The 26,016-nt window shown below is 68.4% G+C and carries 25 protein-coding genes; 9 read left to right on the top strand and 16 right to left on the bottom strand.

Annotated elements, in window-relative coordinates:
• Positions 1-313: 313 nt before the first annotated feature.
• Genes AUL36_RS11460 through AUL36_RS11430 form a run of 7 tightly spaced genes read right to left on the bottom strand, consistent with a single transcriptional unit; the run spans position 314 to position 8,291 of the window.
• On the bottom strand, positions 314-1,510 hold the full coding sequence (locus AUL36_RS11460; protein WP_062220683.1) for a hypothetical protein: 1,197 nt from the start codon (positions 1,508-1,510) through the stop codon (positions 314-316).
• 14 nt (positions 1,511-1,524) lie between these two features.
• Positions 1,525-2,835 (bottom strand): alanine racemase, encoded by a 1,311-nt coding sequence (locus AUL36_RS11455; protein WP_062220680.1) that lies wholly within the window; start codon positions 2,833-2,835, stop codon positions 1,525-1,527.
• A complete protein-coding gene (locus AUL36_RS11450) occupies positions 2,832-3,791 on the bottom strand; it encodes an amidohydrolase family protein (protein ID WP_062220677.1) in 960 nt (319 codons plus the stop codon). The genes AUL36_RS11455 and AUL36_RS11450 overlap by 4 nt, the downstream gene beginning before the upstream one ends.
• A complete protein-coding gene (locus AUL36_RS11445; RefSeq protein WP_062220673.1) occupies positions 3,788-4,735 on the bottom strand; it encodes an ABC transporter permease in 948 nt (315 codons plus the stop codon). The genes AUL36_RS11450 and AUL36_RS11445 overlap by 4 nt, the downstream gene beginning before the upstream one ends.
• Complete coding sequence (locus tag AUL36_RS11440) at positions 4,732-5,682, bottom strand: ABC transporter permease (RefSeq protein ID WP_062220670.1); 951 nt, start codon at positions 5,680-5,682, stop codon at positions 4,732-4,734. Before AUL36_RS11440 ends, AUL36_RS11445 begins: the two co-directional genes overlap by 4 nt.
• Positions 5,682-7,199, bottom strand: a complete 1,518-nt coding sequence (locus AUL36_RS11435) for a sugar ABC transporter ATP-binding protein (protein WP_062220666.1) — start codon at positions 7,197-7,199, stop codon at positions 5,682-5,684. The genes AUL36_RS11440 and AUL36_RS11435 overlap by 1 nt, the downstream gene beginning before the upstream one ends.
• Before the next feature lie 27 nt (positions 7,200-7,226).
• Complete coding sequence (locus AUL36_RS11430; protein ID WP_062220663.1) at positions 7,227-8,291, bottom strand: ABC transporter substrate-binding protein; 1,065 nt, start codon at positions 8,289-8,291, stop codon at positions 7,227-7,229.
• A 201-nt stretch (positions 8,292-8,492) separates the two neighbouring features.
• Between AUL36_RS11430 and AUL36_RS11425 the strand changes: the two genes are divergently transcribed.
• The 3 genes from AUL36_RS11425 to AUL36_RS11415 are packed head-to-tail and all read left to right on the top strand — an operon-like array spanning position 8,493 to position 11,049.
• A complete protein-coding gene (locus AUL36_RS11425) occupies positions 8,493-8,837 on the top strand; it encodes a RidA family protein (protein WP_062220660.1) in 345 nt (114 codons plus the stop codon).
• Positions 8,838-8,889: 52 nt separating this feature from the next.
• Complete coding sequence (locus AUL36_RS11420; RefSeq protein WP_062220657.1) at positions 8,890-9,906, top strand: succinylglutamate desuccinylase/aspartoacylase family protein; 1,017 nt, start codon at positions 8,890-8,892, stop codon at positions 9,904-9,906.
• A 27-nt stretch (positions 9,907-9,933) separates the two neighbouring features.
• Positions 9,934-11,049: a LacI family DNA-binding transcriptional regulator gene (locus AUL36_RS11415; protein ID WP_062220654.1), complete on the top strand. Its 1,116-nt coding sequence runs from the start codon at positions 9,934-9,936 to the stop codon at positions 11,047-11,049.
• Positions 11,050-11,300: 251 nt separating this feature from the next.
• Here AUL36_RS11415 and mmsB read toward each other — a convergent pair whose 3' ends face one another.
• Genes mmsB through AUL36_RS11380 form a run of 7 tightly spaced genes read right to left on the bottom strand, consistent with a single transcriptional unit; the run spans position 11,301 to position 18,832 of the window.
• Complete coding sequence (gene mmsB / locus AUL36_RS11410; RefSeq protein WP_062220651.1) at positions 11,301-12,194, bottom strand: 3-hydroxyisobutyrate dehydrogenase; 894 nt, start codon at positions 12,192-12,194, stop codon at positions 11,301-11,303.
• A 1-nt stretch (position 12,195) separates the two neighbouring features.
• On the bottom strand, positions 12,196-13,236 hold the full coding sequence (locus AUL36_RS11405) for an enoyl-CoA hydratase/isomerase family protein (protein ID WP_062220648.1): 1,041 nt from the start codon (positions 13,234-13,236) through the stop codon (positions 12,196-12,198).
• The gene (locus AUL36_RS11400; protein WP_062220645.1) at positions 13,233-14,039 is read right to left on the bottom strand and encodes an enoyl-CoA hydratase-related protein; all 807 of its coding nucleotides are present in this window, start codon (positions 14,037-14,039) and stop codon (positions 13,233-13,235) included. Before AUL36_RS11400 ends, AUL36_RS11405 begins: the two co-directional genes overlap by 4 nt.
• Before the next feature lie 11 nt (positions 14,040-14,050).
• The gene (locus AUL36_RS11395) at positions 14,051-15,178 is read right to left on the bottom strand and encodes an acyl-CoA dehydrogenase family protein (protein WP_062220642.1); all 1,128 of its coding nucleotides are present in this window, start codon (positions 15,176-15,178) and stop codon (positions 14,051-14,053) included.
• Positions 15,178-16,368, bottom strand: a complete 1,191-nt coding sequence (locus AUL36_RS11390; protein ID WP_062220639.1) for an acetyl-CoA C-acyltransferase — start codon at positions 16,366-16,368, stop codon at positions 15,178-15,180. Before AUL36_RS11390 ends, AUL36_RS11395 begins: the two co-directional genes overlap by 1 nt.
• A 17-nt stretch (positions 16,369-16,385) precedes the next feature.
• A complete protein-coding gene (locus tag AUL36_RS11385) occupies positions 16,386-17,153 on the bottom strand; it encodes an SDR family NAD(P)-dependent oxidoreductase (protein WP_062220636.1) in 768 nt (255 codons plus the stop codon).
• 14 nt (positions 17,154-17,167) lie between these two features.
• Complete coding sequence (locus AUL36_RS11380) at positions 17,168-18,832, bottom strand: acyl-CoA synthetase (protein WP_062220633.1); 1,665 nt, start codon at positions 18,830-18,832, stop codon at positions 17,168-17,170.
• A 631-nt stretch (positions 18,833-19,463) separates the two neighbouring features.
• Between AUL36_RS11380 and AUL36_RS24460 the strand changes: the two genes are divergently transcribed.
• Complete coding sequence (locus tag AUL36_RS24460) at positions 19,464-19,667, top strand: hypothetical protein (protein WP_210168856.1); 204 nt, start codon at positions 19,464-19,466, stop codon at positions 19,665-19,667.
• A gap of 757 nt (positions 19,668-20,424) precedes the next feature.
• On the opposite strand, the gene repB is transcribed toward AUL36_RS24460, so the two are convergent.
• Both repB and repA read right to left on the bottom strand, forming a co-directional pair.
• On the bottom strand, positions 20,425-21,540 hold the full coding sequence (gene repB / locus AUL36_RS11370) for a plasmid partitioning protein RepB (RefSeq protein ID WP_062220627.1): 1,116 nt from the start codon (positions 21,538-21,540) through the stop codon (positions 20,425-20,427).
• Complete coding sequence (gene repA / locus AUL36_RS11365; RefSeq protein WP_058634139.1) at positions 21,537-22,748, bottom strand: plasmid partitioning protein RepA; 1,212 nt, start codon at positions 22,746-22,748, stop codon at positions 21,537-21,539. Before repA ends, repB begins: the two co-directional genes overlap by 4 nt.
• Before the next feature lie 297 nt (positions 22,749-23,045).
• On the opposite strand from repA, the gene AUL36_RS11360 reads away from it, so the two are divergent.
• From AUL36_RS11360 to AUL36_RS11340, 5 genes are all read left to right on the top strand, one after another.
• A complete protein-coding gene (locus tag AUL36_RS11360) occupies positions 23,046-23,282 on the top strand; it encodes a ribbon-helix-helix protein, CopG family (RefSeq protein WP_062220624.1) in 237 nt (78 codons plus the stop codon).
• 266 nt (positions 23,283-23,548) lie between these two features.
• Positions 23,549-24,346 carry a helix-turn-helix domain-containing protein gene (locus AUL36_RS11355; RefSeq protein ID WP_156418351.1) on the top strand — a complete coding sequence of 266 codons (798 nt, stop codon included), beginning with the start codon at positions 23,549-23,551 and terminating at the stop codon, positions 24,344-24,346.
• 156 nt (positions 24,347-24,502) lie between these two features.
• On the top strand, positions 24,503-24,745 hold the full coding sequence (locus tag AUL36_RS11350; RefSeq protein WP_062220618.1) for a type II toxin-antitoxin system Phd/YefM family antitoxin: 243 nt from the start codon (positions 24,503-24,505) through the stop codon (positions 24,743-24,745).
• Complete coding sequence (locus AUL36_RS11345; protein ID WP_062220615.1) at positions 24,745-25,212, top strand: PIN domain-containing protein; 468 nt, start codon at positions 24,745-24,747, stop codon at positions 25,210-25,212. The genes AUL36_RS11350 and AUL36_RS11345 overlap by 1 nt, the downstream gene beginning before the upstream one ends.
• 44 nt (positions 25,213-25,256) lie before the next feature.
• A complete protein-coding gene (locus tag AUL36_RS11340) occupies positions 25,257-25,724 on the top strand; it encodes a hypothetical protein (RefSeq protein ID WP_156418350.1) in 468 nt (155 codons plus the stop codon).
• Positions 25,725-26,016: the final 292 nt, after the last annotated feature.

Genomic DNA, 26,016 nt, shown 5'->3' with positions numbered 1-26,016 from the left:
GCAAATGGCGCGAAAGCTCCTGAAGCACCTCGTGCGAGCCGGATCGGTTTTCGCGTCTGGACGATACGAGAACCATCGGCACCATGGTGAAGGCGAACGATGCGGCCCCGGCCGCCGCCATTCGCCGTCATCTGCCGCATGGTTTCGAGAGCATCGAGCCCTTCGCCCGGCCGGTGATGGACAAGATCCCGGAACCGGGGGCAGCCCCATCGCGGCACGGGCGAGGATCGTCAGGCGCGCGGGGGAATGAGGTTCGAGGTTTCGGCCGGCGTCATCCCGGCTGGTCTGCCGCGACACGCCCATGCGACAGGCATCAGGGACGGAGCGTTCTCTCGCCCTCCAGCGCCTCGCGCACCCAATCCAGCCGCGCCGCCGGGACGAGGCCGTAATTGTAGAAGTTGAGCCCGTCCACGCCCGCCTCGCAGGCCGCCTCGACGCGGGCCGTGAGATCCCCGGCGCTCGCCATTTCGGGATAGAACAGGCGATAGCCGATGCCCAGAAACCGGTCCGGCCCGACCATCTCGCGGCCGAACCGGGCGAGATCGGCGACCGCTTGCGGCGTGCGGTCATAGGCGCAGAGGAGCAGCCCGTCGAGAAGCCGGGCGGCTTCGCGCAGATCGACGCCGCCCGCCCAGGCTTCGGGCAGATCGATCAGCACGATCTTGGTGGCGGGGTCGGCGGCCTCCGCGATCTCGGCGAGAAGGCTGGTGACGGGCTCGGTGCGCCAGAGCAGAAACTCGTAGAGCGCCGGCCAGGGCTGGAACGCCTCGACGCCCCGTTCGGCAAAGTCCGGCAGCTGCGTCTGCGGCACGGCGCGCTCGCAGGCTTCCGCGATGAAGCGCTGCGCGGCGCGGCGCGCGCCGACACTATCGACGCCCGCCCGCGAGGCGCGCACCTCGCAATGGCGGCAGAAGCAGACCGACAGCAGGAACTCCTCTTCCGGCAGAAGCCCGACGCCATCCTTCTCATGGTGATAGCCATGGGCGAAGCCCATGAAATTCGGGCTTTCCAACTCCAGCCTGTCGGGCTGGTAGCCGGTCGTGATGTCGCGCACCAGCGTCGTGACATAGCGCCGGGCGGCGGGGCTCGACGGGCACAGGGCATAGAGGTTCGGATCGCCGAAGGCCGTGCGCGTCACCTCGCCGGGATGAAGCTGGCCGAGCCGCGTGTTGTGGAGGCAGACGGTCCAGGCCGAGACGGCTGGCCCGCCCTGCTCGCGCGCTTCGCACAGGGCGGCCAGCATGTCGCCGCCTTCCTCCAGATTGCGCGCCACGAGCGGGCGGATCGGCGCGCCCTCCCAGAGCATCGGGTCCGGCCGGTAATAGACCGTCCCGTCCTCGGGAAAATAGGCCTTCCGGCGCGGGCTGCGCGGCTGAAGGAAGCGCCCCGCGTGATAGGAGGTGGCGAGACTCACCATGTCGAGCCCGGCGCGCTCCGTCACATCCCGCAGAAAGGCCGGCAGTCCGACATCCTGAATGTCCCAGGGGTAGGTCCAGATCGAGCGCTGCATGATGGCCTCTCTTCTCAGCCGAAACGGAGCGCCAACGCGCCGGCCACCCCTCCGTCCTCGCCGAGTTCATAGAGAAGAGCGTGGCGATCGAGGCAAGTGCAGGGATGCGACAGGCCGAAGGCGATGACGTCTCCCGCGCGGAGGTCGCTGCCTGCGCTCAAGCTGACGAACGCGTGCTGGTCGTTCAGGCGCAGAACGCTCGCGCCCCGCACAGCCTCGCTTGGGCTCCCGTCCCGATAGGCTTGCAGCGGAATGGGCAGGCCCTGGTCGATCGCGACATCGCGCAGGCCCATACCGCAGATGGCAAGGCCCGGCTCGGGAACGGAAAGAACCTCGGCCCAGACGCGCAAGGCCGGCTTGAACCCGTCGGAAGCCGAGACCGACTTGCCGCCGACCACGAGGCCACAGCGCTCGTCCAGCGCCGCCATGCCGCGCTCGTAGATGCCGTGATCGTGGAAGAAGATCGCGCCGCTTCGCAGGACGAGCTGCGTCGCCGGATCGTCGGCCAGCACATCGCGAAGGCCCGCAATCACGAGATCGAAGAAGACCGAACCGCCCGCCGTCAGGATCAAGGAGCGCTCGGGGCCGACCGCGCGGCGCAGGCTGCGATGAAAGGCCGAGGTCGTAGCCATGAGCGCGTCGATGCGCGCGCGCGTTTCGGCCGGATCGGCGGTCGCCGCCGCGCCCTCGTAAGCGCCGGTTCCGGTGACGCGCAGGCGTGGGCTCTCGGCTTCCAGCGCGGCGCGCAGCACCGCTTCGGCCGCCTCCACCGTGCGCAGGCCGGCGCGCCCGAGGCCGAGTTCCACGAGAAGGCCGAGCGCCGGCAGATCGTCCCGCCCCTTCCACGCGGCGGCGTAATGCCGGGCGAGATCGGCCGAGTCGACGAAGACATGAATTTCGGCGTCCGGGTGACCGGCCAGCAGCGCGGCCAGACGCCGGGCGGCGGCCGCGCCGCCGATCTCGTTGGCAAGGATCAGGCGCTTCAGGCCGGCCTTCAGCATGACGGAGGCCTGACGGATATCGGCGACCGTCGTGCCCCAGGCTCCGGCCTCCACCAAGCGGCGGGCGAGGTCGGGTGACATGGGCGTCTTGGCGTGCGGGGCGATCGCAGCGCCGGCCTCGCTGACGGCGCGCATCATCAGCGCGGCATTGGAGGCGAAGGCCGCGCGGCCCAGCGAAATCAGCGGCAGCGCCATCGCCCCGTCCTGCGGGCGCCAGCCCTGCGCGCCGATCTGAGACAGCGGCAGGGGCGCATGGCCGGGCGGGAAGCCGCGCAGTCGATCGTCGACCATGAGGTCCGTGTCGAAGGGCAGAAGCTCGCTCATGCTGGAATCCTGTCGGAAAAAGCCGAGTCGGAGAAGGCCGAGCGGTCGAGGCCCAGCCGGTAGGTCCGGTTCGCGGTGTCGAAGAAAAGGGCGGCCTGCTCGTCCATCGTCAGATCGGCCACGATGGTGCGGAAGGCCTCGTAGATCGCGTCGAACGAGGCGTGGAGACCGGTGACGGGAAAGTCGCTGGCGAACATCGCGCGATCGGCCCCGAAACAGTCGATGCCATGGCGGATCACCGCGCGCAGGCTGTGCAGCGTCCAATCGGGATCGTAGGCGACGGGGTCGGAGAGTTTCAGCCGCACGTTCGGGGCGCGAGCCAGATCGCGCAGGCCCTCGGCCCACAGGCGCATCCCGTCCGCGCTGCGATCGGCCGGGCTGCCGCAATGGTTGAGGACGAAGATCGTATCGGGAAAGTCCGCGACGAGGCGCAGCGCCTCCGCCATTTGCGGGGGATAGAGCATCAGGTCGAAGCTGAGACCGAGCCGGGTCGCCGCTTGGAGGCCGCGCCGCCAAGCGGGATCGCTCATCAGGCCGGGGCGCGGGGCGAAGCTCTTGGCGGGGTCGGCGTCCCAGCTTACGATGTCCCGAATGCCCGCAACGCGCGGGCGCGCGGCTTCCGCCTCCAGACGGGCCTCCGCGTCCGGGTGGGCCAGCGGCACGCGGGCGACGAGGCGGCGCGCGACGCGCGTGTCGGCCTGCTCCTCCAGCCAGAGCGTTTCACCGAGCGGATCATCGTCCTGCCAGCCGGCCTCGACATGGACGGTCGCGACGATGTTCTGCCTGTTGGAGTCCCTCAGATAGTCCGACGCGAGATAGTCGCGCCTGAGAGCCTCGATCGAACCGAACACCATGTCCTCGGCTTCGGGACGCGCCTCCAGCCAGGGATGGCGCTCGAGCTGGAGGTCCCAGAGATGATGATGCGGGTCGATGACCGGCCCGGCATAGCGGCTCATCGGCGCGCCTCGCGGCCCGAGATCAGAAGAAGGGCGAGGATCAGCGAGCCGAACATGATGGACCGCCAGCCGGGCGAGGCGTTGACGACGGTGATCAGCGCCGTGGTCGTCACCAGAAGGATCGCGCCGGGGATCGTGCCGGCATAGGTGCCGCGCCCCCCCAGGATCGACGTGCCGCCGAGCACCACGGCGGCGATGGAGGTCAGGAGATAGGGCTCGCCGATGCCGGCATAGCCCTGCCGGTTCATGCCGAGCAGCAGAATGCCGGCGAGGCCAGAGAAGAAGCCGGACGCGGCATAAAGGCGAAGGCTGGCGCGCTCGACGCCGAGCCCCGTGAGCTTGGCGGCGAGCGGATTGGCCCCGATCGCCAGAAGCCGCGTTCCGAAGGGCGTGCGATGGATCACGAGAAGGATCGCGGCCGAGACGATCACCCAGAGGATGACGCCCGCCGGCAGGCCGAGGGGCCGCGCCGAGCCGAGCCAGATCACGGCCGGGTTCGAGACGGAAACCGCGCTGCCACCCGCCACGATGATGAGGAGGCCTTGAAGAAAGGTCGCCATGGCGAGCGTCATGATGATGGGCGGCACGCGTAGGTAAGCCGCGCCCGCGCCGTTGAGGCAGCCGATGCCGGTCGCAAGCGCGAGCGTAGCGACGAGGCCGACGAGGCCGGTCGGGTCGGCGGCGGGCGAGAGCATCGGGAGGAGAATGGCCGAGACGGTGACGATCGCGCCGACCGACAGGTCGATGCCGCCCGCGATCACCACCAGCGTCTGCCCGGCGGCGGCGATGCCGATCACGGCGCTGAGTTCGAGAAGATAGCGAAGGTGCCCCCAGCTTCCAAAGCCCCGGAGCGTCAGACCCGCACCGAGCCAGACGAGGGCGACGAGCGCGAAGGTGAGAAGCCAGGGCTGAGCGATCAGGCGCGGCAGGCGGGAGGAGGTCATGCGGCGCGCCTCCGGGCAAGGAATTCGGGCACCGCGACGGCCCCGACGATGATGAGCCCCTGCGCCACATATTGCGCGACGGGCGGAAAGCCGAGAAAGAACATGACGTTGATCATCACGGTCAGAAGCAGGCTGCCGGCGAGCGCGCCGCGCATCGTGCCGCGCCCGCCCAGGAACCCGACGCCGCCGAGTACTGCGCCGGCAATCGAATTCAGCGTCATCGGCGTGCCGATCACCGGATCGCCCGAGCCGGTCTGCGCGGCCACGAAAAGTCCGGCGAGCGCGGTGAGAAGGCCCGACAGCGCGAAGGCCGCGATGCGCACCCGCTCCACCGGCACGCCGGAGCGATAGGCCCCCAGCGGATTGTCGCCCGCCGCATACAGGCCGAGGCCGAGCGGCGTCGCCAGAAAGAGCTTCCAGCCGGCGACGACGACGAGAAGGATGAGGAAGGCGGTCGGCTGGTGGCCGGCCAGCGCGTCGGAGAACCAGGCGGGAATGAAGCCGCCGGGGCGCGGCAGGACGAGAAGCGCGACGCCGCCGACGATGAAGGAGCCCGCCAGCGTCACGATGATCGCGGGCAGACGGAACAGGGCGACGATGGCCCCGAACAGAGCGCCGACGCCGAGCCCGGTGAGCGCCACGGCAAGGATCGCGCCGAGGGCCCCGAGCGGGCCGCCCATCGTGGTCGCGGCGATGACGGCTCCGAGGCTGACCAGCGGCCCGATGGCGAGCGAGATGCCGCCATTCAGCATGAGCAGCGCCTGCGCCATGGTGACAAGCGCGAGCGGCAGCCAGTTCTGCGTGAACTTGGAAAAGCCGGACAGGCCGAGAACGCCGGGAAAGAGCCAGATATAAACGAGCAGAAGGGCGGCGACGAGCAGGTAGAGCCCGCCGAGGCCCCGATTGCGGCCGCGCTGCACGGCGCGATAGAGCGAGGGACTGGCCATCAGGCGGCTTCCTTTCCGGCTAGCCCCAGGGCCGCGCCGACGATCGCTTCTTCGCTGATCGCCCCGCGTTGGAGCGTGCCGGCGACGCGCCCTTCACGGAAGACGAAGACGCGGTCGCAGAGGTGGACGAGTTCAGGCGTGTCGGAGGACAGGAGCACGACCAGCGTTCCGCCCGCCGCAAGCTCGCGCAGCATCCGATAGATTTCGCGCTTGGTGTCGAGATCGACGCCGCGCGTCGGGTCGTTCAGGAGAAGGATCGAGGGCTGGAGCGGCAGCCATTTGGCCAGCGCCACCTTCTGCTGATTGCCGCCCGACAGCGCCTGAACCGGCCGCGCCGGGTCGCCCTTGATGCCGAGGCGCCGGGCCAGCTCCGCCACGAGGCCGCTTTCGGCCGTTCGGTCGCGAAGGCCCGAGCGGGCGAGGCGCGGGATGGAGGGCAGCGTCAGATTGGTGGCGATGGAATGGGTGAGCACGAGGCTTTCGCGCTTGCGATCGGCCGGCACATAGGCAAGGCCCAGCCGGTTGGCGGCTTCCACGCTGCCGGGCAGCGCGGTTCCGCCCGCCAGCGACACGGCGCGCGCCCTGGCGGGGATCGCGCCATAGAGCCCCTGCAGGAAGTCTTCCTGCCCCTGCCCGACCAGTCCGCCGATGCCCACGACCTCGCCGCGCCGTCCCTCGAAATCGACCTCGCGCGCCGCGCCCGCCGAAAAGCCTTCCAGCCGGATCAGCCCCTCGCCGGGCGAGGGCTCCCAGGCGGGAAACAGATGTTCGGCCTCGCGCCCGACCATGAGCTTCACCAGCGCGTCCGGCGCGACGCCCCGGAGCGAGCGGTCGGCCGTCACCACGCCGTCCTTCAGGATGGTGACATGGGAGCAAAGCGCCATGATCTCGTTGAGGCGGTGCGAGATGTAGAGAAGCGCCAGCCCTTCGCCCGCAAGGCGCAGAACGAGATCGGCGAGGATGCCGGCCTCGTGCGCCGAGAGCGAGGAGGTCGGCTCGTCGAGGATCAGAACGCGGGGGCTGCGGAACAGCGCCTTGGCGATCTCCACCATCTGCCGCCGGCCGAGCGGCAGCGCGCCGACAGGGGTTTCGGGCGGCTCGTCGATGCCGACCATCCGGCAGACGCGCTCGACGCCTTGCCCCAGCGCGCGATAGTCCACGAGGCCGAAGCGCCGGGGATAGGCGCCGAGGCCGATATTTTCGGCGATCGAGAGTTCCGCCGTCAGGCTCAGTTCCTGCTGAACCACGGCGATGCCGGCCTTGCGCGCGGCCCCCGGCGAGAAGCCGGAGACGGGCCGCCCGTCCAGCACGATCTCGCCCTGATCCGGCGCGAGCGCGCCGGACAGGAGATTGATCAGCGTCGATTTGCCCGCGCCGTTTTCGCCGAGCAGCGCATGGACGCGGCCGGGCCGAAGGGCGATGTCGACGCCCTTCAGAACCGGATTGCCGAAGAAGCCGCGATGAACGCCGCGCGCCGCGAGCAGCGCCGGGCCGTCGTACCTGTCTGTGCCGTCCATCGCGCGCCTCCCCGCTTCGCTTGGGTCTTACTGCGCCAGAAGCTTGTCGAAGAGCGCCTTGTCATAGGCCGAGTAGATATAGCCGTCGGCGGGGAACTCGCTGGCGCGCGCGAGATAGGTGTCGATGGTGGAATCGTCGATCACCGGCAGCGGCACCTTGACGAAGGCGGGCACGGGCTTGCCGTCCAGCGCCTGAACCGCCGTATAGACGGCGAGCGCGCCGAGCCAGTTGGGCTGCATGGTGGCCCAGCCCTTGATGCCCTTTTCCTTCCAGAGTTCGAGGAACTGGCGGGCGTTCTCGCCCGTGGTCGGCACGGGCTCGCGGCCCTGCCGGTCGAAGGCCAGAAGCGCGCCCGCCGACAGCGCGCCGCCCAGCGAAAGGACGCCGTCGATCTCCGGGTTGGCGAAGAGAAGGCTCGTCATCGCCTCCTGTGCCGGGGCGACGTTGTATTCGGTGTTGGTCTCGGTGATGATCTCCAGCCCCTTGTTGGCGTCGAGCACGGGCTGCGCGCCCTTGCGCCGGTCATCGCTGACCGAGACGCCCGCCGGGCCGTTCATGATGATGATCTTCCCCTTGCCGCCGAGCTGATCCACCATCCATTGCGCGGCCTTGGAGCCCCATTCGTTGGAATCGGTGTTGATCTTGGCGGTCACCTTGTCCGTATCGACGAGGCTGTCGAAGTTCACCACCGCGATGCCCTTGTCGCAGGCGTCCGAAATCACGCGGTCGAGCGCGGTGGAGGAGCCGGCGATCACGATGATCGCGTCCACATTGGCGTCGATCATGGACTGGATCTGCTGGATCTGCGTCTGGGCGTTGCCCTGCGCGTCCGTCACCATCAGGTCCTTGACGCGCCCGTCCTTCTTCAGCGCCTCGACCTCGGCCGTGATCGTGCCTTCGGTCTGCTTCATCCAGGTCGGCACGGAATAGATGTTCGCCCAGCCGACCGTATAGGGCGCCTTGCGGTCGCCCTTGATGCAGTTGGCGGCCGCCTCGGCTCCGCCGGCCCCGAGGAGCGTTGCGCAGAGGCCGAGACATGTGACGGCCGCGCTGAGGGCGAGGCGGCGGGAAATCGGGGATGGCACTGTCATGAACGTCTCCACGGGGTCGTGATGAGATCTGCACGAGAAGCTGCTTGACAACGTTATCATCCGGGAGCCAGTTATGACAACGTTGTCACGATGAAAAATATGGCTCGCCTAATTTCTGGTCATTCGACTGGATCGGCAGCGCCGACCCAAGCCTCCTGCCCCGGCACTCCCCCTCCCACTCCCTTTCCCAGAGACGAACCCATGATCCAGCGTTTTCAAAAAGGCCCGCGCATGCCGCAGGCCGTCGCCTATGGCGGCATGGTCCATATCGCCGGCCAGGTGGCCGATACCCGTAAGGGCACGATCGAGGTGCAGACGCGCGAAGTGCTCGCCAAGATCGAGGCGCTACTGGCGGAAGCGGGCAGCGACACGTCCAAGCTCGTCGCGGTCAATGTCTTCCTGCCCCACATCAGTGATTTCGACGCAATGAACGTCATCTATGACGCCTGGGTCGACAGGAACGAGCCGCCGGCCCGCGCCTGCACGGAAGCCCGGCTCGCCGATCCCGACCTGCGTGTCGAGATGACCGCGATCGCAGCTCTCTGACCCCCTCTTTCGGCCGGATGGGCGCGGCGCGCGCTCCCCGGCGGAGGCTTTCATGCACACCGGTCTCTTTCATTCGATCGATTTCGAGCGGGACGGCAAGCACCTGTCCCATCTCGGCATTCCCTTTTCGGTCGATCGCTCGCCCTATTATCAGGTGAAAATCCCGATCTGCCGCATCCGCAACGGGTCCGGCCCACGCGTTCTCCTCATGGCCGGCAACCATGGCGACGAATACGAGGGCGAAATCTGCCTGACGCGGCTCGTGCGCCGGCTGGAGCCCGATAGGATCCGGGGCGAACTCACGATCCTGCCCTTCGCCAACCATCCGGCCGTGATGGCCGCGCGCCGCCGCTCGCCGCTGGACGAGGGCAATCTCAACCGCGCCTTCCCCGGCGACCTCGCAGGCACGCCGACCTTCCGCATGGCGCATTTCCTGGAAAGCGAGCTCTTCCCCCGGCATGACGTGGTGGTGGACCTGCATTCGGGCGGCACCTCCATGGAGCATCTGCCCTGCGCCCTGATCGAGCGGCAAGGCCCGCCCGAGCGCTTCGCCCGCGCGCTGGACCTGATGAAGGCCATGGGCCTCGCCTATGGCTTCGTCGCCGAGAACGGCGCGAGCGCTCCGACCTCCATGGCCGGCGCGGCGCGGGCCGGGGCCATCGGCCTCTCCGGCGAGTTCGGCGGCGGGGGCACGGCGACGCGCGACAGCGTGCGGGGCACCGAGCGCGCGCTCGACAATCTCCTCCTGAAACTCGGCATGGTGGAAACGCCGCCCTTCGGCACCGACCCGAGCGCCTTCGAGACCATGACGATCCTCGCGCTGGAAAGCCACGAACAGGCGATCTTCGCCACGCATCGCGGCTGGTTCGAGCCAGCCGTGGCACTCGGCGACCGGGTGGAGCCGGGCGATCTCGCCGGCTGGTATCATGATTTCGAGCGGATCGAGCGGCCGGAAGAGGAGCTACGCTTTCAGCGCGGCGGCATCGTCCTGTCGCGGCGGCTCCACACCGATTGCCGATCGGGCGATTGTCTGATCCAAGTGGCGCGCATCGTCGGCGAGGCCGGCTGAGATTTCAACGAGGACGTGCGACCCTTCATGACGGACGCGGCATCGGCCCCGGCGGGCCAGCGGGAGAATCTGCCCCTCCCCTCCTATGACGAGGTCGTTCGCGTTCGCTCCGCCGCCAAACCCGCGCCCGACAAAGCTCGGACCGCGCTCATCGCCCGCCCGCCGCGCATCGAGGATGTGGCGCGCGAGGCGGGCGTTTCGCCCATCACCGTTTCGCGCGCGCTGCGCTCGCCCGGCCTCGTGTCGCCCGCGACGCTGGAGCGCGTGCGCACGGTCGTGGAAAAGACGGGCTATGTCTCCAACCCGCACGCTTCGGCGCTGCGCTCGGGCCGCTCCAGCGTGGTGGCGGCCTTCGTCTCCAACCTCGTCAGCCAGCAATATCACGAAGCGGCGGACGCCTGCGGCGAGGTGCTGGAGGCGGCGGGCTATCAGCTGATGATCGGCCAGACCTCCTATTCCTACGCGCGCGAAACGGCGGCGGTGCATTCGCTGCGCGCGCTCAAGCCCGCGGCCGTCTTCTTCACGGGCGTCGTGGAGCTGGAAGACAACCGGAATTTTCTGCGCGATCTCGGCGTGCCCGTGGTGGAAAGCTGGGCCTTCCCGCGCGATCCCATCGACATGCTGGTCGGCATTTCCAACACGGATGGCGGGCGCATGGCGGCCGAGCATCTCGTCTCGCGTGGGCGTCGCCGCCTCGCCTTCGTCGGGCGCAGCGGCGGGCGCGGGCGGCTGCGGCTGAAAGGCTTCGAGGCGCGCGCAAGCGAACTCGGCGCCGAGATCGTGGTGATCCGCGAGGTCGAGCATGTGCGCTCCATGTCGGAGGGGCATGTCGTCCTGCGCGAACTCGTGGCCTCCGACACCAAGGCCGACGCGGTGTTCTTCGCCAACGACCTGCTGGCCATCGGCGCGCTTCTGGAAGCACGCCGCCTCGGGCTCACCGTGCCCGACGATCTCGCCATCCTTGGCATGGGCGACAGCGAATTCGCCGCTCAGATGACCCCCTCCCTCTCCACCATCGCCATCGACGGCGCGGCCATCGGCCGCCGCGCGGGCGAGCTTCTGGCCGACCGCCTGCTGGAGCGCTCAGCCCAAGCGGTGTCGGAGCATGTGCCGCTGCGCCTCGTGGCGCGAGACAGCAGCTAGCCGAGCCGCTTTGTCAGAGAGGTCGTAGCCCTCGATGAAGTCGGGGCGAGATGCCGGCGTCGAGACGCCGAATGATCTCGCCGCGTCCCGATTGGGGGGCGCGCTCCCCGAAGCTCGCATCCTCGACGGCGATCGACCACCCGCTCATGCGCGCCGGATACCGGGCGCGCCGAAGGGGCAGGCGCAACCCAGAGAGCGGATATCACGACCGGCTCCCGCCGCGCCGTTCCAGCCGCGGCGTCCGCCTGGCGTCAGGACGCCTCCGACGGCGGCGCTTGTGTGCGCAGGAACTCGATGATCGCGGAAAAATCCCGCCCCCCGCCGCCCGCCGCGCCGAAGGCCTCGAAGAGATCGCGCGCGGCCGAGCCGAGCGGGGTCGGGGCGGCGCTGGCCTCGGCCGCTTGCGTGGCGAGCCGGAGATCCTTCAGCATCAGGGCGGTGGCGAAACCCGGCGCATAGTCGCGATTGGCCGGCGAGGCCGGCACCGGGCCGGGCACGGGGCAATAGGTGTTCACCGACCAGCATTGGCCGGACGAAGTGGACAGGACATCGAAAAGCGCCTGCCGGTCGAGCCCCAGCCGCTCGCCGAGCAGGAAGGCCTCGGCTGCCCCGATCATGGAAATGCCGAGCAGCATGTTGTTGCAGAGCTTGGCCGCCTGCCCCGCGCCGGGCCCGCCGCAGGGGATCAACCGCCCGGCCATGGGCTGGAGAAGCGGGCGCGCCGCCTCGATCGCGGCCCCCTCGCCGCCGAGCATGAAGCTCAGCGTGCCGGCCTCCGCGCCACTCGTCCCGCCCGAAACGGGCGCGTCCACCGTCAGGCAGTGCGGCAGGAGCGCATGGGCGGCGCGGGCGCTTTCGACGTCGATCGTGGAGGAATCCACGACGATGACGCCTTCCCCGACGAGACCGGCCAGTTCGCGCCAGACCTCCAGCACCAGCGCGCCGCTCGGCAGCATGGTGACGATGGCGTCCGCCCCCTCGACCGCCTCGCGAAGCGTCGCCGCCGGCTGGATGCCGCGCTCGGCGGCGCGGGCCACGGCCTCGGGCACGGCGTCGAAACCCCGGACGACATGGCCCGCCTTGACGAGATTGGCGGCCATCGGGCCGCCCATATTGCCGAGGCCGATAAAGGCGAAGAGGGTCATCTCAATCTCCTGCGGAGGGGAAGAGCGAGGGATGGGGGCGCAGCGAGGCGACGAGCGCGGGCGCATCGACCTCGGCCAGCGTCGCCGGTCGCCAGACGGGGTTGCGATCCTTGTCCACCACGGCGGCGCGCACACCCTCGTAGAAATCGTGGCCCTGGAGGATCGCGGCGTCGGCGGCGTATTCGCGGTCGAGGCAGGTTTCCAGATCGGGCGAGCGAAGCGCTTCCTGAAGGAGATGCAGCGTCAGGACGAGGCTGGTGGGCGACTTGGCGTCGAGCAGCGCCAGCGTTTCGGCCGAAAACGCCGAGCCATCCGCCCGAAGGGCCGACAGGATCGCGCTGTTGTCGGCGCCCGCGAAAACCGCCTCGATCACGCCCGCATGATCGGCGAGCCGGGAAGGACCGGGATCGGCGGCATGGGCCGCCAGCGCCGCGTCGGCGGGGCGGCCGGCAGCGAGATCGGCGAGGAGCGCCAGGATGGCATCCGAGGGGATCATCGTGTCGGCCAACCCCGCCACGATCGCATCCGCCGCCCCGACCGAGGCCCCCGTCAGCCCCAGCCAGAAGCCCAGTCGATGCGGCGCGCGCGACAGGGCGAATGTGCCGCCAACATCGGGGAAATAGCCGATGCCGGTTTCGGGCATGGCAAAGCGCGTGCGCTCGGTGACGACGCGGTGGCTGCCATGCACCGACAACCCGACGCCGCCGCCCATGCAGATGCCGTCCATCACGGCGACCCAGGGCTTGGGGCTCCGGGCGATGCGCGCGTTCAGCCGGTATTCCTCGGCCCAGAAGCCGAGCGCTTCCTCCGGCTGCGTCCGGCCGACGCGCCAGATCATCTTGATGTCGCCGCCCGCGCAAAGCGCCCGCCCCTCGCCGGTCAAAGCGACGGCGCGCACGCTGTCGTCCCGCTCGAACCGGTCGAGCGCGTCCGCGATGGCGCGGATCATGCCGAGATCGAGACTGTTCAGCGCCTCCGGGCGGCCGAGATGAATGCGCCCGAGCGCACCGTCCACCTCGGCGCGGACGAACGGGCTCGTCATGATCCGGCCTCCGGGTCGGAGGGCGCGGCGTCGCTCTGTTCGTGGAACCGCGCCGGGCGCTTTTCCACGAAGGCCGCCATGCCTTCGCGCTGGTCCGGCGTACCGAACAGGCGGTGGAACACGGCGCGCTCATAGCGGATGCCCTCGGCCAGCGGCAGTTCCTCGGCCTTCGCCACCGCTTCGCGCGCCAGCCGCACGGCCGCGCGCGAATAGGAGGCGATCTCGGCCGCCGCCGCCATGGCCGTCGGCACGACCTCCTCGTCCGGCACGACGCGCGCCACCAGCCCGGCGCGCAGCGCCTCGTCGGCGCGCATGGTGCGGCCGGTCAGATGCAGGTCCATCGCGAGCGAGCGGCCGATCAGCCGGGTCATGCGCTGCGTGCCGCCCATGCCGGCGATGACACCGAGCTTTACCTCCGGCTGGCCGAAGCGCGCGCCCTCGCCCGCAATGGCGAAGTCGCACATCATCACGACCTCGCAGCCCCCGCCCAGCGCATAGCCGTTGACGGCCGCGATCTTGGGGATGCGGCACGCGGCGAAGCGATCCCAGATCGCGAAGAAATCGGCCTCCACCATTTCCTCGGCACTCTTGCCGGCCATCTCGGCGATATCGGCCCCGGCGGCGAAGGCCTTGGGCGAGCCGGTCAACACCATCGCGCCGATGCTGCGATCCCGGTCCAGCGCTTCGGTGGCGGCGACGAGTTCCTCGGCCAGCGCCAGATTCAGCGCGTTGAGCTGCGCCGGGCGGTTGAGCCGCACGAGGGCGACGCGGCGTTCCCGCGTGATGTCGATGAGATCAGCCATGGAATATCCCTTCAAAGCGCGCGGGCGATCACGAGGCGCTGCACCTCGCTGGTGCCCTCGTAGATCTGGCAGATGCGGGCGTCGCGATAAATGCGCTCGACGGGATAGTCGGCGAGATAGCCATAGCCGCCATGCACCTGGATCGCGGCCGAACACACGCGCTCCGCCATTTCGGAGGCGTAGAGCTTGGCCATGGACGCCTCCTGAAGGCAGGGACGCCCTGCCTCCTTCAGCGCGGCGGCGTGGAGCGTCAGCTGCCGGGCGGCCTCGATCTCGGTCGCCATGTCGGCCAGGCGGAAGCCGACGCCCTGATGCTCCAGGATCGGCTTGCCGAAGCTCCGGCGCTCCTTGGCGTAGCTCGTCGCGGCCTCGAAGGCGGCGCGCGCCATGCCCACGGCCTGCGCGGCGATGCCGATGCGCCCGCCCTCCAGATTGGCGAGCGCGATGCGATAGCCCTCGCCTTCCGCGCCCAGCCGGTTCTCGGCGGGCACACGCATGGTCTCGAAGGCGAGCGCGCAGGTGTCCGAACTCTTGATACCGAGCTTGTGCTCGACCGAGAGCACCTGATAGCCCGGCGTGTCGGTCGGCACGATAAAGGCCGAGATGCCCTTCTTGCCCGCGTCCGGGTCGGTCACGGCAAAGACGATCACCATCTGCCCGTTCTGGCCGGAGGTGATGAACTGCTTGGCGCCGTCGATCACGTAATGGTCGCCGTCGCGTCGGGCGCGGGTTTTCAGGGCGGAGGCGTCGGAGCCCGTGTGCGGCTCGGTCAGCGCGAAACCGCCAATCCATTCGCCCGACGCGAGCTTCGGCAGAAAGCGCTGCTTCTGCTCCTGCGTGCCGAAGCGCAGGATCGGCACGCAGCCGACCGAGGAATGAACGGAAACGATGGTCGAGCAGGCCCCGTCCGCCGCCGCGATCTCTTCCAGCGCGAGCGCATAGGCGACGGTTCCCGCATCCGAGCCGCCATACTCTTCGGGCACCAGCATCCCGAGAAAGCCGAGCGCGCCCATTTCGCGCAGTTCCTCGCGCGGGAAGGCGCTGTCGCGGTCGCGCGCGGCGGCGCCGGGAGCCAAGCGCTCCTGCGCGAAGTCGCGCACGGCATCGCGAATGTCTTCCTGTAGGTCCGTCAGCAGCATCAGTGCATCCTTTCGATCGCGACCGCCGTCGCCTCGCCGCCGCCGATGCAGAGGCTCGCCATGCCGCGCTCCAGGCCGTTCGCCTCCAGCGCGGCAAGCAGCGTCACCAGAATCCGCGCGCCCGACGCGCCGATCGGATGGCCGAGCGCGCAGGCCCCGCCGTTGACGTTCACCTTATCGGCCGGAAGGTCGAGGTCGCGCATGGCGGCGAGCGCCACCACGGCGAAGGCCTCGTTGATTTCGAAGAGATCGATCTCATCGAGCGCCAGCCCCGTGCTCTCGCTCAAGCGACGCAGCGCGCCGATCGGCGCGGTGGCGAAGAGCGAAGGCTTGCCTGCGAAGCTCGCATGACCGACGATCCGCGCGCGCGGCGTCAGCCCGCGCCGGTCGGCCTCGCTCGCGCGCATCAGCACCAGCGCCGCCGCCCCGTCCGAGATGGAGGAGGCGTTGGCCGCCGTCACCGTGCCGCCCTCGCGGAAGGCGGGTTTGAGCGTCGGGATCTTCTCGGGGCGCGCCTTGCCCGGCTGCTCGTCGATCCGAACCTCCGTCTCCACCCGACCCGTCTTGACCCTGACCGGCACGATCTCGGCCTCGAACCGCCCGCCCGCAATGGCGGCCTGCGCGCGCGACAGCGAAGCGAGCGCGTAGGCGTCCTGCACCTCGCGGGTGAACTGGTAGCTTTGCGCGCAATCCTCGGCGAAGGAGCCCATCAGGCGGCCCGGCTCGTAGGCGTCTTCCAGCCCGTCCAGAAACATGTGGTCGAGCATCTGGCCATGGCCCATGCGCTGGCCGGCGCGCGCCTTCGGCAGGAGATAGGGCGCGTTCGACATGCTCTCCATGCCGCCGGCCACCACCACATCGGCCGAGCCCGCGAGAAGCATGTCATGCGCCAGCATGGCGGCCTTCATGCCCGAGCCGCACATCTTGTTGAGCGTGGTCGCCCCCGCCCCCAGCGGCAGGCCGGCGGCGAGCGCCGCCTGCCGCGCGGGCGCCTGCCCCTGGCCGGCGGCCAGCACGCAGCCCATGACGATCTCGGACACGGCGTCCGGCTCCACCCTGCCCCGCTCCAGCGCACCGGAAATGGCGGCCGCGCCGAGCATGGAGGCGGACAGGGCGGCAAGGTCGCCCATGAAGCCGCCCATCGGCGTGCGGGCGGCCGAGACGATGACGACGGGATCGCGTTCGCTCATGGTTTTCTCCTTATCCCTCAGCGCGGCGGCATGCGAATGGCGCCGTCGAGGCGGATCGTCTCGCCGTTCAGCATCGGGTTTTCGACGATATGGCGCACCAGCGCGGCATATTCGGACGGCTGCCCGAGGCGGGGCGGAAAGGGCACGGCGGCCCCCAGCGCCTCCTGCACGTCCTTTGGCATTCCCGCGACCATCGGCGTCTCGAAAATGCCGGGCGCGATGGCCACGACGCGGATCGCATGGCGCGCCAGATCGCGCGCGGCGGGCAGCGTCAGTGCGGCGACCCCGCCCTTGGAGGCGGCATAGGCGGCCTGTCCGATCTGCCCCTCGAAGGCGGCGACCGAGGCGGTGTTGACGATGACGCCGCGCTCGCCCGCCTCGCCCGGCTCCTGCCCCGCCATGGCGGAGGCGGCAAGGCGCAGCATGTTGAACGTGCCGGTCAGATTGATCGCGACGACGCGCGCGAAGGTGCCGAGATCGTGCGGCCCCTCGCGCCCGACGATCCGCTCGCCCGGCGCGATGCCCGCGCAATTGACGAGGACGTCGATCCGCCCGAAGGCCGCGAGCGCGGCCGCGATCGCCGCCTCGCCGTCCTCGGCGCTCGTCACATCGGCGCGGCGAAAGCGGGCCCGCGCGCCGAGCCGGGAGGCCAGCGCCGCCCCGGCCGCCTCGTTGACGTCGAGCAGCAGGACGTTCGCGCCCGCCTCCACCGCCATCTCCGCCACGCCCGCCCCGAGGCCCGACCCGGCCCCGGTGACGACGAAACTGCTGTTCTCGATCTTCATGGGCGACGCCCTCCTCAGCCCGGCTGGCTCTTGGCGATCTCGCTCTTGCGCAGGATGAAGCGCTGGATCTTGCCGCTCGGCGTCTTGGGTAGCTCGTCCACGAACTCCACCTGGCGCGGATAGGCATGGGCCGACAGGCGGCGCTTGACATGCTGGGCCAGTTCGTCGGCCAGCGCCGGCGTTCCTCTCACACCGTCCGCCAGCACCACGAAGGCCTTGACGATCTCGGTCCGCTCGGGATCGGGCACGCCGATCACGGCGGTTTCCACCACGGCGGGATGCTCGATCAGCGCGCTTTCCACGTCGAAAGGCCCGATGCGATAGCCCGCCGAGGTGATGATGTCGTCCGAGCGCCCGACGAAGCTGATGGAGCCGTCCGGCTCCAGTTCCACCGTGTCGCCGGTGCGATAGTAGCCGCCCGCGATGGCCGGGGTGTCCTGATGATAATAGCCCCGGAACCACAGGAGCGGCGAGCGCGCGATATCGACGGCGAGAATGCCCGGCCGGTTGGGTCCAAGCTCGTTGCCCGCCTCGTCCAGAACGGCCATGCGATAGCCGGGCATCGGCAGACCTGAGGAGCCGGGGCGCACAGGGTGCGTCAATCCGTGATGGTTGTTGACCATCATGCCGTTCTCGGTTTGCCCGTAATGATCGTGGATGGGCACTGCCAGATGCGCCTCGAACCAGCGCATGACCTCCGGGTTGAGCGGCTCGCCCGCGCTGCTGACGACGCGCAAAGCGCCCTTGACCGGCTCGGCCAGCTCCGGCCCGGCGGCGATCAGAAGGCGATAGGCCGTGGGCGAGCCGGCGAGATTGGTGACGCCCATGCGCCGGAGGATGCGATAGGTGCTCTCGGCCGTGAAACCGCCCTCGTAGAGAAGGGTCGCGCATCCCAGCATCAACGGGCCGGTGATGGCGTAATAGAGCCCATAGGCCCAGCCGGGATCGGCGATGTTCCAGAACGTGTCGTCGGCGCGCAGGTCGATGGCATAGCGCATATAGGCCGAAATGGCGTTGAGCGCGCGCAGGGGCACGGGCACGCCCTTGGCCGCCCCCGTCGTACCCGAAGTGGACATCAGCATGAAGAGATCGTCGCCCCGGCGCGATACCGGCTCGAAAGTCGGCTCGGCGGCCTTGAGCGCGGCGCGAAAGTCGAGATCGCCCGCCGGCACCGCGCCGGGTTCGGCCACGATCGCCACGCGAGGACACCCCTCCACCTCGTCGAGCTTTCCCCGGTTGGCCGGGTTGGTGACCACCAGCTTCGCGCCGCCGAGCCGCAGACGATGCTCGATCGCCTTGGGGCCGAAGGCGGTGAAGAGCGGCTGATAGATCGCTCCCAGACGCCAAGCCCCCAGGATCGCGACCACGAGCTCCAACGTGCGCGGCAGGAGCCCGGCAACGACATCCCCCGGCTCGACGCCCTCGGCGCGGAACACGTTCGCCGCGCGGGCCGAAAGGGCCTGCAAATCCTCGAACGTATAGCTTGTCAGCATCTCGTCGGCGGAGAGACAGCGCAGCGCCACACGCCCCTCGCCCACGTAACGGTCGCAGCATTCCACACAGGCATTGATCGCCGATGCCGGATCTCCGGCCAGACGCGCCTGCGCGTCTTCCAGCCGGAACGTCTCGTATTCTTCTCGATAGTCGCGGCGCGTCGCGCCGACGGCTTCTGTCGACATGCGGTTTCTCCCTACTCCCGCGCCAATGGCGTCTCCCCGGGATTTGAAAGCGTCCGACAAAGCCAGCGAGGCTGGCCTGTCGTTTCCGGGTCTCACGGCGTCGCCGCCCTGAAGCCCGGTCCACCGACAGCCCTCCTCCGCACGGATTCGTCAGCCGCTTCGAGGGTGACTGTATCAAAGATGGCCCCGCGAACAATCGCCGATGCGCTCACGCAAAAGGATCGGATCTGCCCTACCCACCGGCGCAGATCACCGGCCTGACGGCAGCGGCGGATGATCTCACCCGGCTTCGCGTTGGACGCGCCGGGCGACCTTCGCGAAGCCAGATCGCCACCGCGCGGCGCCGGCAAGTGTCGGCATTAAAATCAGCTTCTTCGCGCTCTCGCGCGTCTCCGTGATGCTGGGTTCAGGCTGGCAATCGTCGCGTCGTTCTTCAAAAAGGTCTCTGGCCTCGGCGCGGGGCGCCGAGTGGGCGGCTCCCTCTGGCTCACGGTCGGCTTGGACGATCCGGGCGGAGAGTTGACGCACTGTGAGAGGCGGAGGCCGTTCGGGCTCCGGGCCCTCTTGCCGCCGATGCGTGTCGCGCGTTCGAACGGCACGAGTATCTTCTGGTCTGATCTCACGGCGAGGCATGAGCGACACCCGCAACGCGGCCCATCGGGTCTCAATCGACTCTGTTGGTTTCCGCGCCTTGGTGTCGCTCGTTGACTCCATCTGTCTTCGCCTTGGCCACAAACCACGTGACGTCTCGGGCGATACCGGTTTCGCTGACGAGACGAACCTGCCGACGCGGCAGCTTCACAGGGCAACCCATCTGGCTGCGGGCCAGTCCTGACCTGGCGCGCGGGATGAGACGGATCAACGAAGACGCTCTCGAATGCGAGCCATGGCACTGCGGTCGAAGCGTCGAGCCTCCGAAGCGGTTCCCGCTCGCCCAAGCCGGTTGTCCAGCCGGTGTTCGAACAGGTTAGAGGCGTCCGGCAAGTCCCATAGCGCCGACTGTTCAAGGTCGGTTGTGGTTGGGTCACGCTCCGCGCCAGCTAGCATCTCGCGTAGCCGGTCGAGGTCGGGCGCCGACGCAAGCCCTAGATCGTCGCCGATGGGCTAGCGCTCATTTCGAGCTGAACCGGGCCGGCGAACGATCAACTCAGACCCATCGATTAAGGCCACCGCGTTCGCAACGGAGCATCCGGGCGGAACGGGAGCGCCAACCTGCCCGAGCTTCCAACGGTCCTGTCGGGCTTGGGACGTTTGTCGTGTCCAAGCCCATATTGCCCGAATGCCGCATTCGAGGGCCGGCGAATTCGGCAATTGCTGCATCTTGGGCGCAATCTGGTCCGGCCTGACGACGCGCCTCACCGGAGCGGACACGCAATCTCCGTGCTTCATCCGACTTCGACCTTGGCAGCTGCCAAGGTTTTCGGCTTCAGCGGCGCTGCATCCGGTTGCAAGTGGCCGCATCGCAGGCGTGGCAGCGGCGGCCAACTCGCGCGGGCCGTTCGCGGGACCTCAAGGTGCCGCAAACCCCGCTCCGCCATCTGGCTCACGCCACAAAACCTTGGCAGCTGCCAAGGTCGGGCGCTTCTCATTTTTCAGCGCTCCGCCTTCCAGCGCTCGAAACGGGCGGCCATGTCCGGCAGATCCTGGCGCAGAAAAGCCGCCCAGTCATCGGCGACGGTTCGCTCCGGCACCAGTTGCATCGAGCCGCGTGAGAAGCGGGCTTGCGCGATGCGGCGGCCTTGAGCGTCGTGGAGGTCCATCGTGCTGTCGCCGCTATCGGCCTCGCCGCGCAGAACGGCCAGCGCTGCCTGGAGACGACCATCGGATGTCGGAACCTTGGCAGGTGACAAGGATTCGGGAAGCTGCGCCAGCCGCGCGGGGAAGGTCTCGGCGAGCTTGGCCATCTCGACCCAGCGCGGACGACCCGCCTTCGGCGCGCGGCCGATGCGCAAGATCACATCCTCCGGCAGGGCGCGGAGCACCATGCGAAAGCGCGCCAGTTCCGGATCGTCGATGCCCAGCGCCGCACGAATATCCCGCGCCTTCAAGCCGGCCTGCTCCAGCGTGGCGGCGAAACGCGCACGCTCGATCCAGGTCAGATCCTGCCGCTCGGCATTCTCGATGCCCTGAGACACCGCGACCTCCGCGTCGCTCTTGGCGACGATGATGACGCGCAGCGGCAGGCCGAGATCGCGGGCCGCGCGCCAGCGACGGTGGCCGAAGACCAACTGGAAACGACCGGGGGCGTCCGGGTGCGGGCGCACCTCGGCGGGCACCTTCTGCCCCTCTTCGGCAAAGCGGGCGCGGAACCCGTCGAAGCCCGCCTCGTCGTCATCCGGCATCCGGTCCCGAAACGGCGAGGGGTCGATCAGCGCGGCGTCGATGTCTCGTGTGCCGCCCGCCTCCACCAGCGCCTGAAGGCGGTCGCGCTCCTCGCGCAGTTCGGCGATGGAGCGCTGCGTCGCGCCGATCACAGAAGCGCCGACACGCTGTGCCAGCCCGCTCGTTTGCGGAGCGGGCGTGGACGGCGAGGCCGGAGGGGCGGCGGGCGCCGTCGCGGGAGCTGCAGTCGCAGTGGGGTCGGGCAGGGGAGGGGACGCGTTGCCGCCCTCCGCCTTCGGCGTGGGCGCCTCGCTCGCCTGCGCCTTGGCCTCCGCCGCGAAGGAGGCGAAATTTGCCAGAATGGATTTGCGCGGTCCCTTGCTCATGCTCGGCCCCATCCCTGCCAGATCAGTTCCAGAATGCGCTGGTTCACCGCGTCCATGGATTCGCGCGCGCGTTTCACCGTGCTCGCGCCGACATGTCCCGGCTCCAGCTCGTAGAGCGTGCGCTTGGCGAGGCCCGCCGTCTCGATCGCCGTGCTCTCCACCGCCGTCGGGATCAACACGTCCTCACCGAACAGGCTGCGCAGCATGGCGACGACATGGACCTGGCTCTGGTCGTTCGGGTCGTGGCGCGTGATGAGATAGCGCAGGAAGTCCTGGCTGAGGTTCGCCCCGGCCTCGCGCACCACGCCAATGAGATCACCCATCATCAGGAGGAATTGGCTCATGGACATGACGTCCAGCATGGCGGGATGAACGGTGACGATCAGCCCGGTGGACGCATAGATCGCGCCGAGCGTCAGGAAGCCGAGCGAGGGCGGGGTGTCGAGAAGCACGATATCGTAGTCGTCCTCCACCTCGGCAATGGCGAGCCGCAGCCGCTCGAAGAACACGCCGTCCATGCCCGCCGCGCCGCCGGCCAGCGCCCGAGGCGTCTCATGCTCGTATTCCATCACCTCGATATTGCCGGGAATGAGATCGATACCGGTAAAGTAAGTCTGACGTACGATTTCCCGCATGGGGCGGCGCGCCTCGTCGTAGCGCAGGGCGGCATAGATCGTCTCGTTGTGGCCGACATCCATCTCCGGCTGAAATCCGAACATGGCGGACAGCGAGGCCTGCGGATCGAGATCGATCGCCAGAACGCGCAGGCCCGCGAGCGCCAGATAGTGCGCCAGATGCGCGCTGGTCGTGGTCTTGGCGCTGCCACCCTTGAAGTTCGCGATGGAGAGGATCTGAAGCCGCTCGCCCTCGCGCCGGCGCGGCAGGAAGCGCAGGGCCTCCGCCGGCTTCATCTGCGCGAAGAATTCGCGAAGCTCGTTGATCTGCGCCAAGGTATAGGCGCGATGGTTGTTGTCGAGCCGGGCGGGCGCGGGACCCTTGCCCTCGATGGACAGCGTGCGCAGCGTGGATTCCGGGATCGAGGTGAGCTTCGAGACCTCATGGGTCATGAAGAATCGGAGGTTCTTGCGCGCGTCCGGCGGATACATCTGCTGGCGTCGCGCCAGCAGCTCGGCCGAAAGAATCGCGCCGTGACGCACGACCTTTTCGGCCGGGTCTTCAGAGAGAATCGGGACGGCTGACGAGTTCATGAGCGGAAATCGGTCCTTCTGACGGGTCTTGCCCAACTTTTATCGCATAAGCCGTCGGGAGGTAAGGGCAGGACAAGCCTTGGCCGGCACAACAGGTCAGCCTGACGTCAGCTCTAGCATTATCAGGGGCTTAGCGTCCGGACGAGCGTCTTCTTCGCGCTCGGATTCCAGCATTCTGTCCCCGATTTATCCCCGCCGCGCCGTGTTCGGGCAGATTGGCGGGAGGTGCGGGGGGTGGCCTTCGCGAAATGAGTCACGTAACCCTTTCTAGTAACCGTTAGGAATTGAGTCTGATCGATGCCCCGAAGAACCACCACAGAGGCCGTTGCCGCCACGCGCGCTCGCCGTCGTGCCGCTGGTCTTCGCTCGACCGAAACAGTTCTTCACGAAAGCGAGATCGCCGCGCTGGACGAGGTGAAGGAACGTCTGGGCGTACAATCGCGCTCGGATGTGATCCGCGTCCTCATCGCGAAGTCCGATCTCGCCACGCTCACAGAGGCCGATGCCGACCTCCTGAAAACGCAGGAGGCGTGAGGCCCATGTCCATCATTAACCGGGAGACGCCATAGGCAAAGAAAAAGGCCCCGAAGCGGGAGCCGCCGGAGCCTTCATCTGTGATGCGTGGTTGCTCGCAGGTTTAGCCTCCTTCGCCTTCATCGTCAAATGAAATTGCGGCTTCCCGCCACGGCCTCGCTTTGCCTCGCGCAAGGAGAGAGACCATGTCGGAGGAACATTCCCGCACGCCCCTGAGCGTGCGAGGGTCGGCGCTTGACCTTTTGAAGGGTCGAGCTGTCGAAACGATGACGCTTGGCCCTATCACGGGCGCCGAAGAAGGGGAGGGGGCCGCGCTCCATCCCGACTTTCTGGCGCGCGCCGCGATCTGGCGCGATCACACGGCCGGTCTGATTTCGATCAGTGAAGCGCGCCGACGCTCTGAAGCAATCGGCGCGGATGCGGGGGCGCCGTCTGTGGCGGCGTCCACTCTCGTTCGGCGCAAGCCCCGCGCCTCTTCCGTCGCATCGCCCCGTCATGCCCGCCCGGCCCCGCGCGAAAGCCGTCAATATTCCGGCGCGATGGCGACCACGGCCGCACGCGACGACCGGCTGACGCCCAATGCCAAGGCCTTCCTGCAAGTGCTGCGCGCGCGCTGCGGCAAGACACGGCAGACCGCCATCACCAAGGGCACGATGGGGGCCGTCATGGCGCGCTCGGCCCGCACGATCCGGCGTTATCTGGTCGACCTCGTGCGCTGCGGCTACATCCAGCTGGCCGTCCGGCGCAACGCGCGCGGCCTCGATCTCGGCCTCACCGTCACGCTGACCGACCTCGTGATGCCCTTCTACGAGGACGCCAAGAGCCTCGCGCGCTGGCTTGCGGAAACGCCGTCAGCCGAGGCTCTGCCCTTCGCCGGAACCTTGGGCCTTCGCCGTCCACGGTCGGTCTTTACCCCGCTCGCAGGGGTGACAAAGCCAACACACAATAACCAATCCCCTAAGACTCTTCTTTTGGCTCTGTGCCCGAAAGGCGGAGTCGGCGCTCTGAATTCGGCCAATAGGCTTTGGAGAGACGGACAAGCCAAGGTCGCGCTCGGCCTGTAAGCCTTCGCGCCCGATCGGAAGGGTTTTCGAGGGGCAGGAGAGAGCATTGCTCTTCTCTTGAACGGCGGAGCCATGCCCGGATGCAAGATCAATTGGATTGATCTTCGCAGACTTGCGGATTATCTATGACCACAATGGTCACCATGGAGCAACACGATGCGCGAGATTCAATTGAGGGACGCCAAGGCCACCTTGTCCGCCGTGGTGGACGATGCCTTGCGCGGCGAGCCCAGCATCATCACCCGGCATGGTGAGCCCGAGGCCGTGGTTCTGTCCTTTGCCGAGTGGAAGCGGCTCTCGACGGTGCCGAGCTTCGGTGCGCTTCTGGCCGTCTCCGGTCTGCGCGACGAGGATGTCCCCAAGCGGGACGGTGCCCCGCTGCGCGATCTCGAATTCTGATGTTCCTTCTGGACACCAACATCCTGTCGGAAGGCGCGCCGACCAAGGATCAGCAGCTGGGGTTTTCCGACCTTCAGCGCTGGATGGAGCGGGCGACCAGCCGGATCTGGCTCTCGGTGGTAACGCTCGCCGAGATCGAGGCGGGGGCGGAACGCTCGCTTCTGAAAGGCGAGCCCCGCAAGGCCGCGCGGCTGCGCCAATGGCTGGAACTGGTGGAACATCTCTATGGCGAGCGCATCCTGCCGCTGAACCGCCGGACGGCCCGTCTGGCCGGGCTCCTGTCGGCGCGCGCCCGCATGGCCGGCACCTCGCCGGGCTTTGCGGACGCCGCCATCGCGGCGACGGCGCAGGCGCATGGCCTGCGCCTGATGACGCGAAACGGCAAGGATTTCGCGCCGATGGGCGTTGCGTTCGTCAATCCGTATCTCGACGGGCTGCCCGAGATCGCGGGGGAGGGGGCGGGCTGAGCCGGCTCGCAAATGCGGTGACGGGAGGCTTGGTCCGGAACCCGTTGACATCGTCCTTCAGCCGGGTGCGCGAGGCAGAGGAAGACCAGGGGAGACATGGCGGTTTTGTCGTCGCGCGCGGCGATGCGGCGGGCCTGCTTCCGTCGGTCGAACCTGCGCTCGATGCCATCCCGATCACGATGCTGACGGAAATCGCCAACTGCAGGCGTATGAACGTTGGCCTTGGGGATCACAAGCATGACGCCTTTCGGAAGCCGGGACTGGCGAACCTCATCGCCGTCGTAACCTTTGCTGACGAACATCAGACGCGGCTTGCCGACCGGCATGGGCGGAAGGGCTGGAACGGCCCGGTCTTCGGACGTCTCTCGACCCGTCAGCACGAAGCCAAGAAAGCGTCCCGGCCGTCAGCGCGAGCGCGGATCTTCGATCGCTATTGCCGTCGCGGCTTCGACCAAAGCCCTGCGCGCAGGTCGTGGGCAGTGGGGGGAGGATGGCGAGCACATCGGCCGTGATGCGCCCGACGCTGGCGCACCACAACGACGTTGCCGGTGGCTTCAGAGGCCGCCGAAACCAGGAAGTGGGAGCCAAGCGATGACGAGCGAGGCGACTGATCTGGCTACGCATACCTCTGCGGTTTCGCAGGCGGCCGCATGGCTGCGTGACCAGTCTCCTCGGTCTTCGTTCGTGGTGCCTGAACTGCGGAAGCGGTTCGGCCTTACCCCGAAGCCGCCACTGCGCCGATCGATCTGGGCGAGGCGCCTACGGCTGGAATAAGTCGGTTCTCTGAGGCATGAAGTACACCAA

It is taken from the genome of Aureimonas sp. D3 (genome assembly GCF_001463805.1).
In the GTDB taxonomy this organism is placed as follows: Bacteria; Pseudomonadota; Alphaproteobacteria; order Rhizobiales; family Rhizobiaceae; genus Aureimonas; species Aureimonas ureilytica_A.
The sequence above is the reverse complement of the archived record's forward strand: the minus strand, read 5'-3'. Positions and strand labels throughout refer to the sequence as shown.

Bases quoted from the DNA above. Each gene is read 5' to 3' on its own strand.
- AUL36_RS11460 (WP_062220683.1), bottom strand. From the start codon at position 1,510: ATGCAGCGCTCGATCTGGACCTACCCCTGGGACATTCAGGATGTCGGA.
- AUL36_RS11455 (WP_062220680.1), bottom strand. From the start codon at position 2,835: ATGAGCGAGCTTCTGCCCTTCGACACGGACCTCATGGTCGACGATCGA.
- AUL36_RS11450 (WP_062220677.1), bottom strand. From the start codon at position 3,791: ATGAGCCGCTATGCCGGGCCGGTCATCGACCCGCATCATCATCTCTGG.
- AUL36_RS11445 (WP_062220673.1), bottom strand. From the start codon at position 4,735: ATGACCTCCTCCCGCCTGCCGCGCCTGATCGCTCAGCCCTGGCTTCTC.
- AUL36_RS11440 (WP_062220670.1), bottom strand. From the start codon at position 5,682: ATGGCCAGTCCCTCGCTCTATCGCGCCGTGCAGCGCGGCCGCAATCGG.
- AUL36_RS11435 (WP_062220666.1), bottom strand. From the start codon at position 7,199: ATGGACGGCACAGACAGGTACGACGGCCCGGCGCTGCTCGCGGCGCGC.
- AUL36_RS11430 (WP_062220663.1), bottom strand. From the start codon at position 8,291: ATGACAGTGCCATCCCCGATTTCCCGCCGCCTCGCCCTCAGCGCGGCC.
- AUL36_RS11425 (WP_062220660.1), top strand. From the start codon at position 8,493: ATGATCCAGCGTTTTCAAAAAGGCCCGCGCATGCCGCAGGCCGTCGCC.
- AUL36_RS11420 (WP_062220657.1), top strand. From the start codon at position 8,890: ATGCACACCGGTCTCTTTCATTCGATCGATTTCGAGCGGGACGGCAAG.
- AUL36_RS11415 (WP_062220654.1), top strand. From the start codon at position 9,934: ATGACGGACGCGGCATCGGCCCCGGCGGGCCAGCGGGAGAATCTGCCC.
- mmsB (WP_062220651.1), bottom strand. From the start codon at position 12,194: ATGACCCTCTTCGCCTTTATCGGCCTCGGCAATATGGGCGGCCCGATG.
- AUL36_RS11405 (WP_062220648.1), bottom strand. From the start codon at position 13,236: ATGACGAGCCCGTTCGTCCGCGCCGAGGTGGACGGTGCGCTCGGGCGC.
- AUL36_RS11400 (WP_062220645.1), bottom strand. From the start codon at position 14,039: ATGGCTGATCTCATCGACATCACGCGGGAACGCCGCGTCGCCCTCGTG.
- AUL36_RS11395 (WP_062220642.1), bottom strand. From the start codon at position 15,178: ATGCTGCTGACGGACCTACAGGAAGACATTCGCGATGCCGTGCGCGAC.
- AUL36_RS11390 (WP_062220639.1), bottom strand. From the start codon at position 16,368: ATGAGCGAACGCGATCCCGTCGTCATCGTCTCGGCCGCCCGCACGCCG.
- AUL36_RS11385 (WP_062220636.1), bottom strand. From the start codon at position 17,153: ATGAAGATCGAGAACAGCAGTTTCGTCGTCACCGGGGCCGGGTCGGGC.
- AUL36_RS11380 (WP_062220633.1), bottom strand. From the start codon at position 18,832: ATGTCGACAGAAGCCGTCGGCGCGACGCGCCGCGACTATCGAGAAGAA.
- AUL36_RS24460 (WP_210168856.1), top strand. From the start codon at position 19,464: ATGAGCGACACCCGCAACGCGGCCCATCGGGTCTCAATCGACTCTGTT.
- repB (WP_062220627.1), bottom strand. From the start codon at position 21,540: ATGAGCAAGGGACCGCGCAAATCCATTCTGGCAAATTTCGCCTCCTTC.
- repA (WP_058634139.1), bottom strand. From the start codon at position 22,748: ATGAACTCGTCAGCCGTCCCGATTCTCTCTGAAGACCCGGCCGAAAAG.
- AUL36_RS11360 (WP_062220624.1), top strand. From the start codon at position 23,046: ATGCCCCGAAGAACCACCACAGAGGCCGTTGCCGCCACGCGCGCTCGC.
- AUL36_RS11355 (WP_156418351.1), top strand. From the start codon at position 23,549: ATGACGCTTGGCCCTATCACGGGCGCCGAAGAAGGGGAGGGGGCCGCG.
- AUL36_RS11350 (WP_062220618.1), top strand. From the start codon at position 24,503: ATGCGCGAGATTCAATTGAGGGACGCCAAGGCCACCTTGTCCGCCGTG.
- AUL36_RS11345 (WP_062220615.1), top strand. From the start codon at position 24,745: ATGTTCCTTCTGGACACCAACATCCTGTCGGAAGGCGCGCCGACCAAG.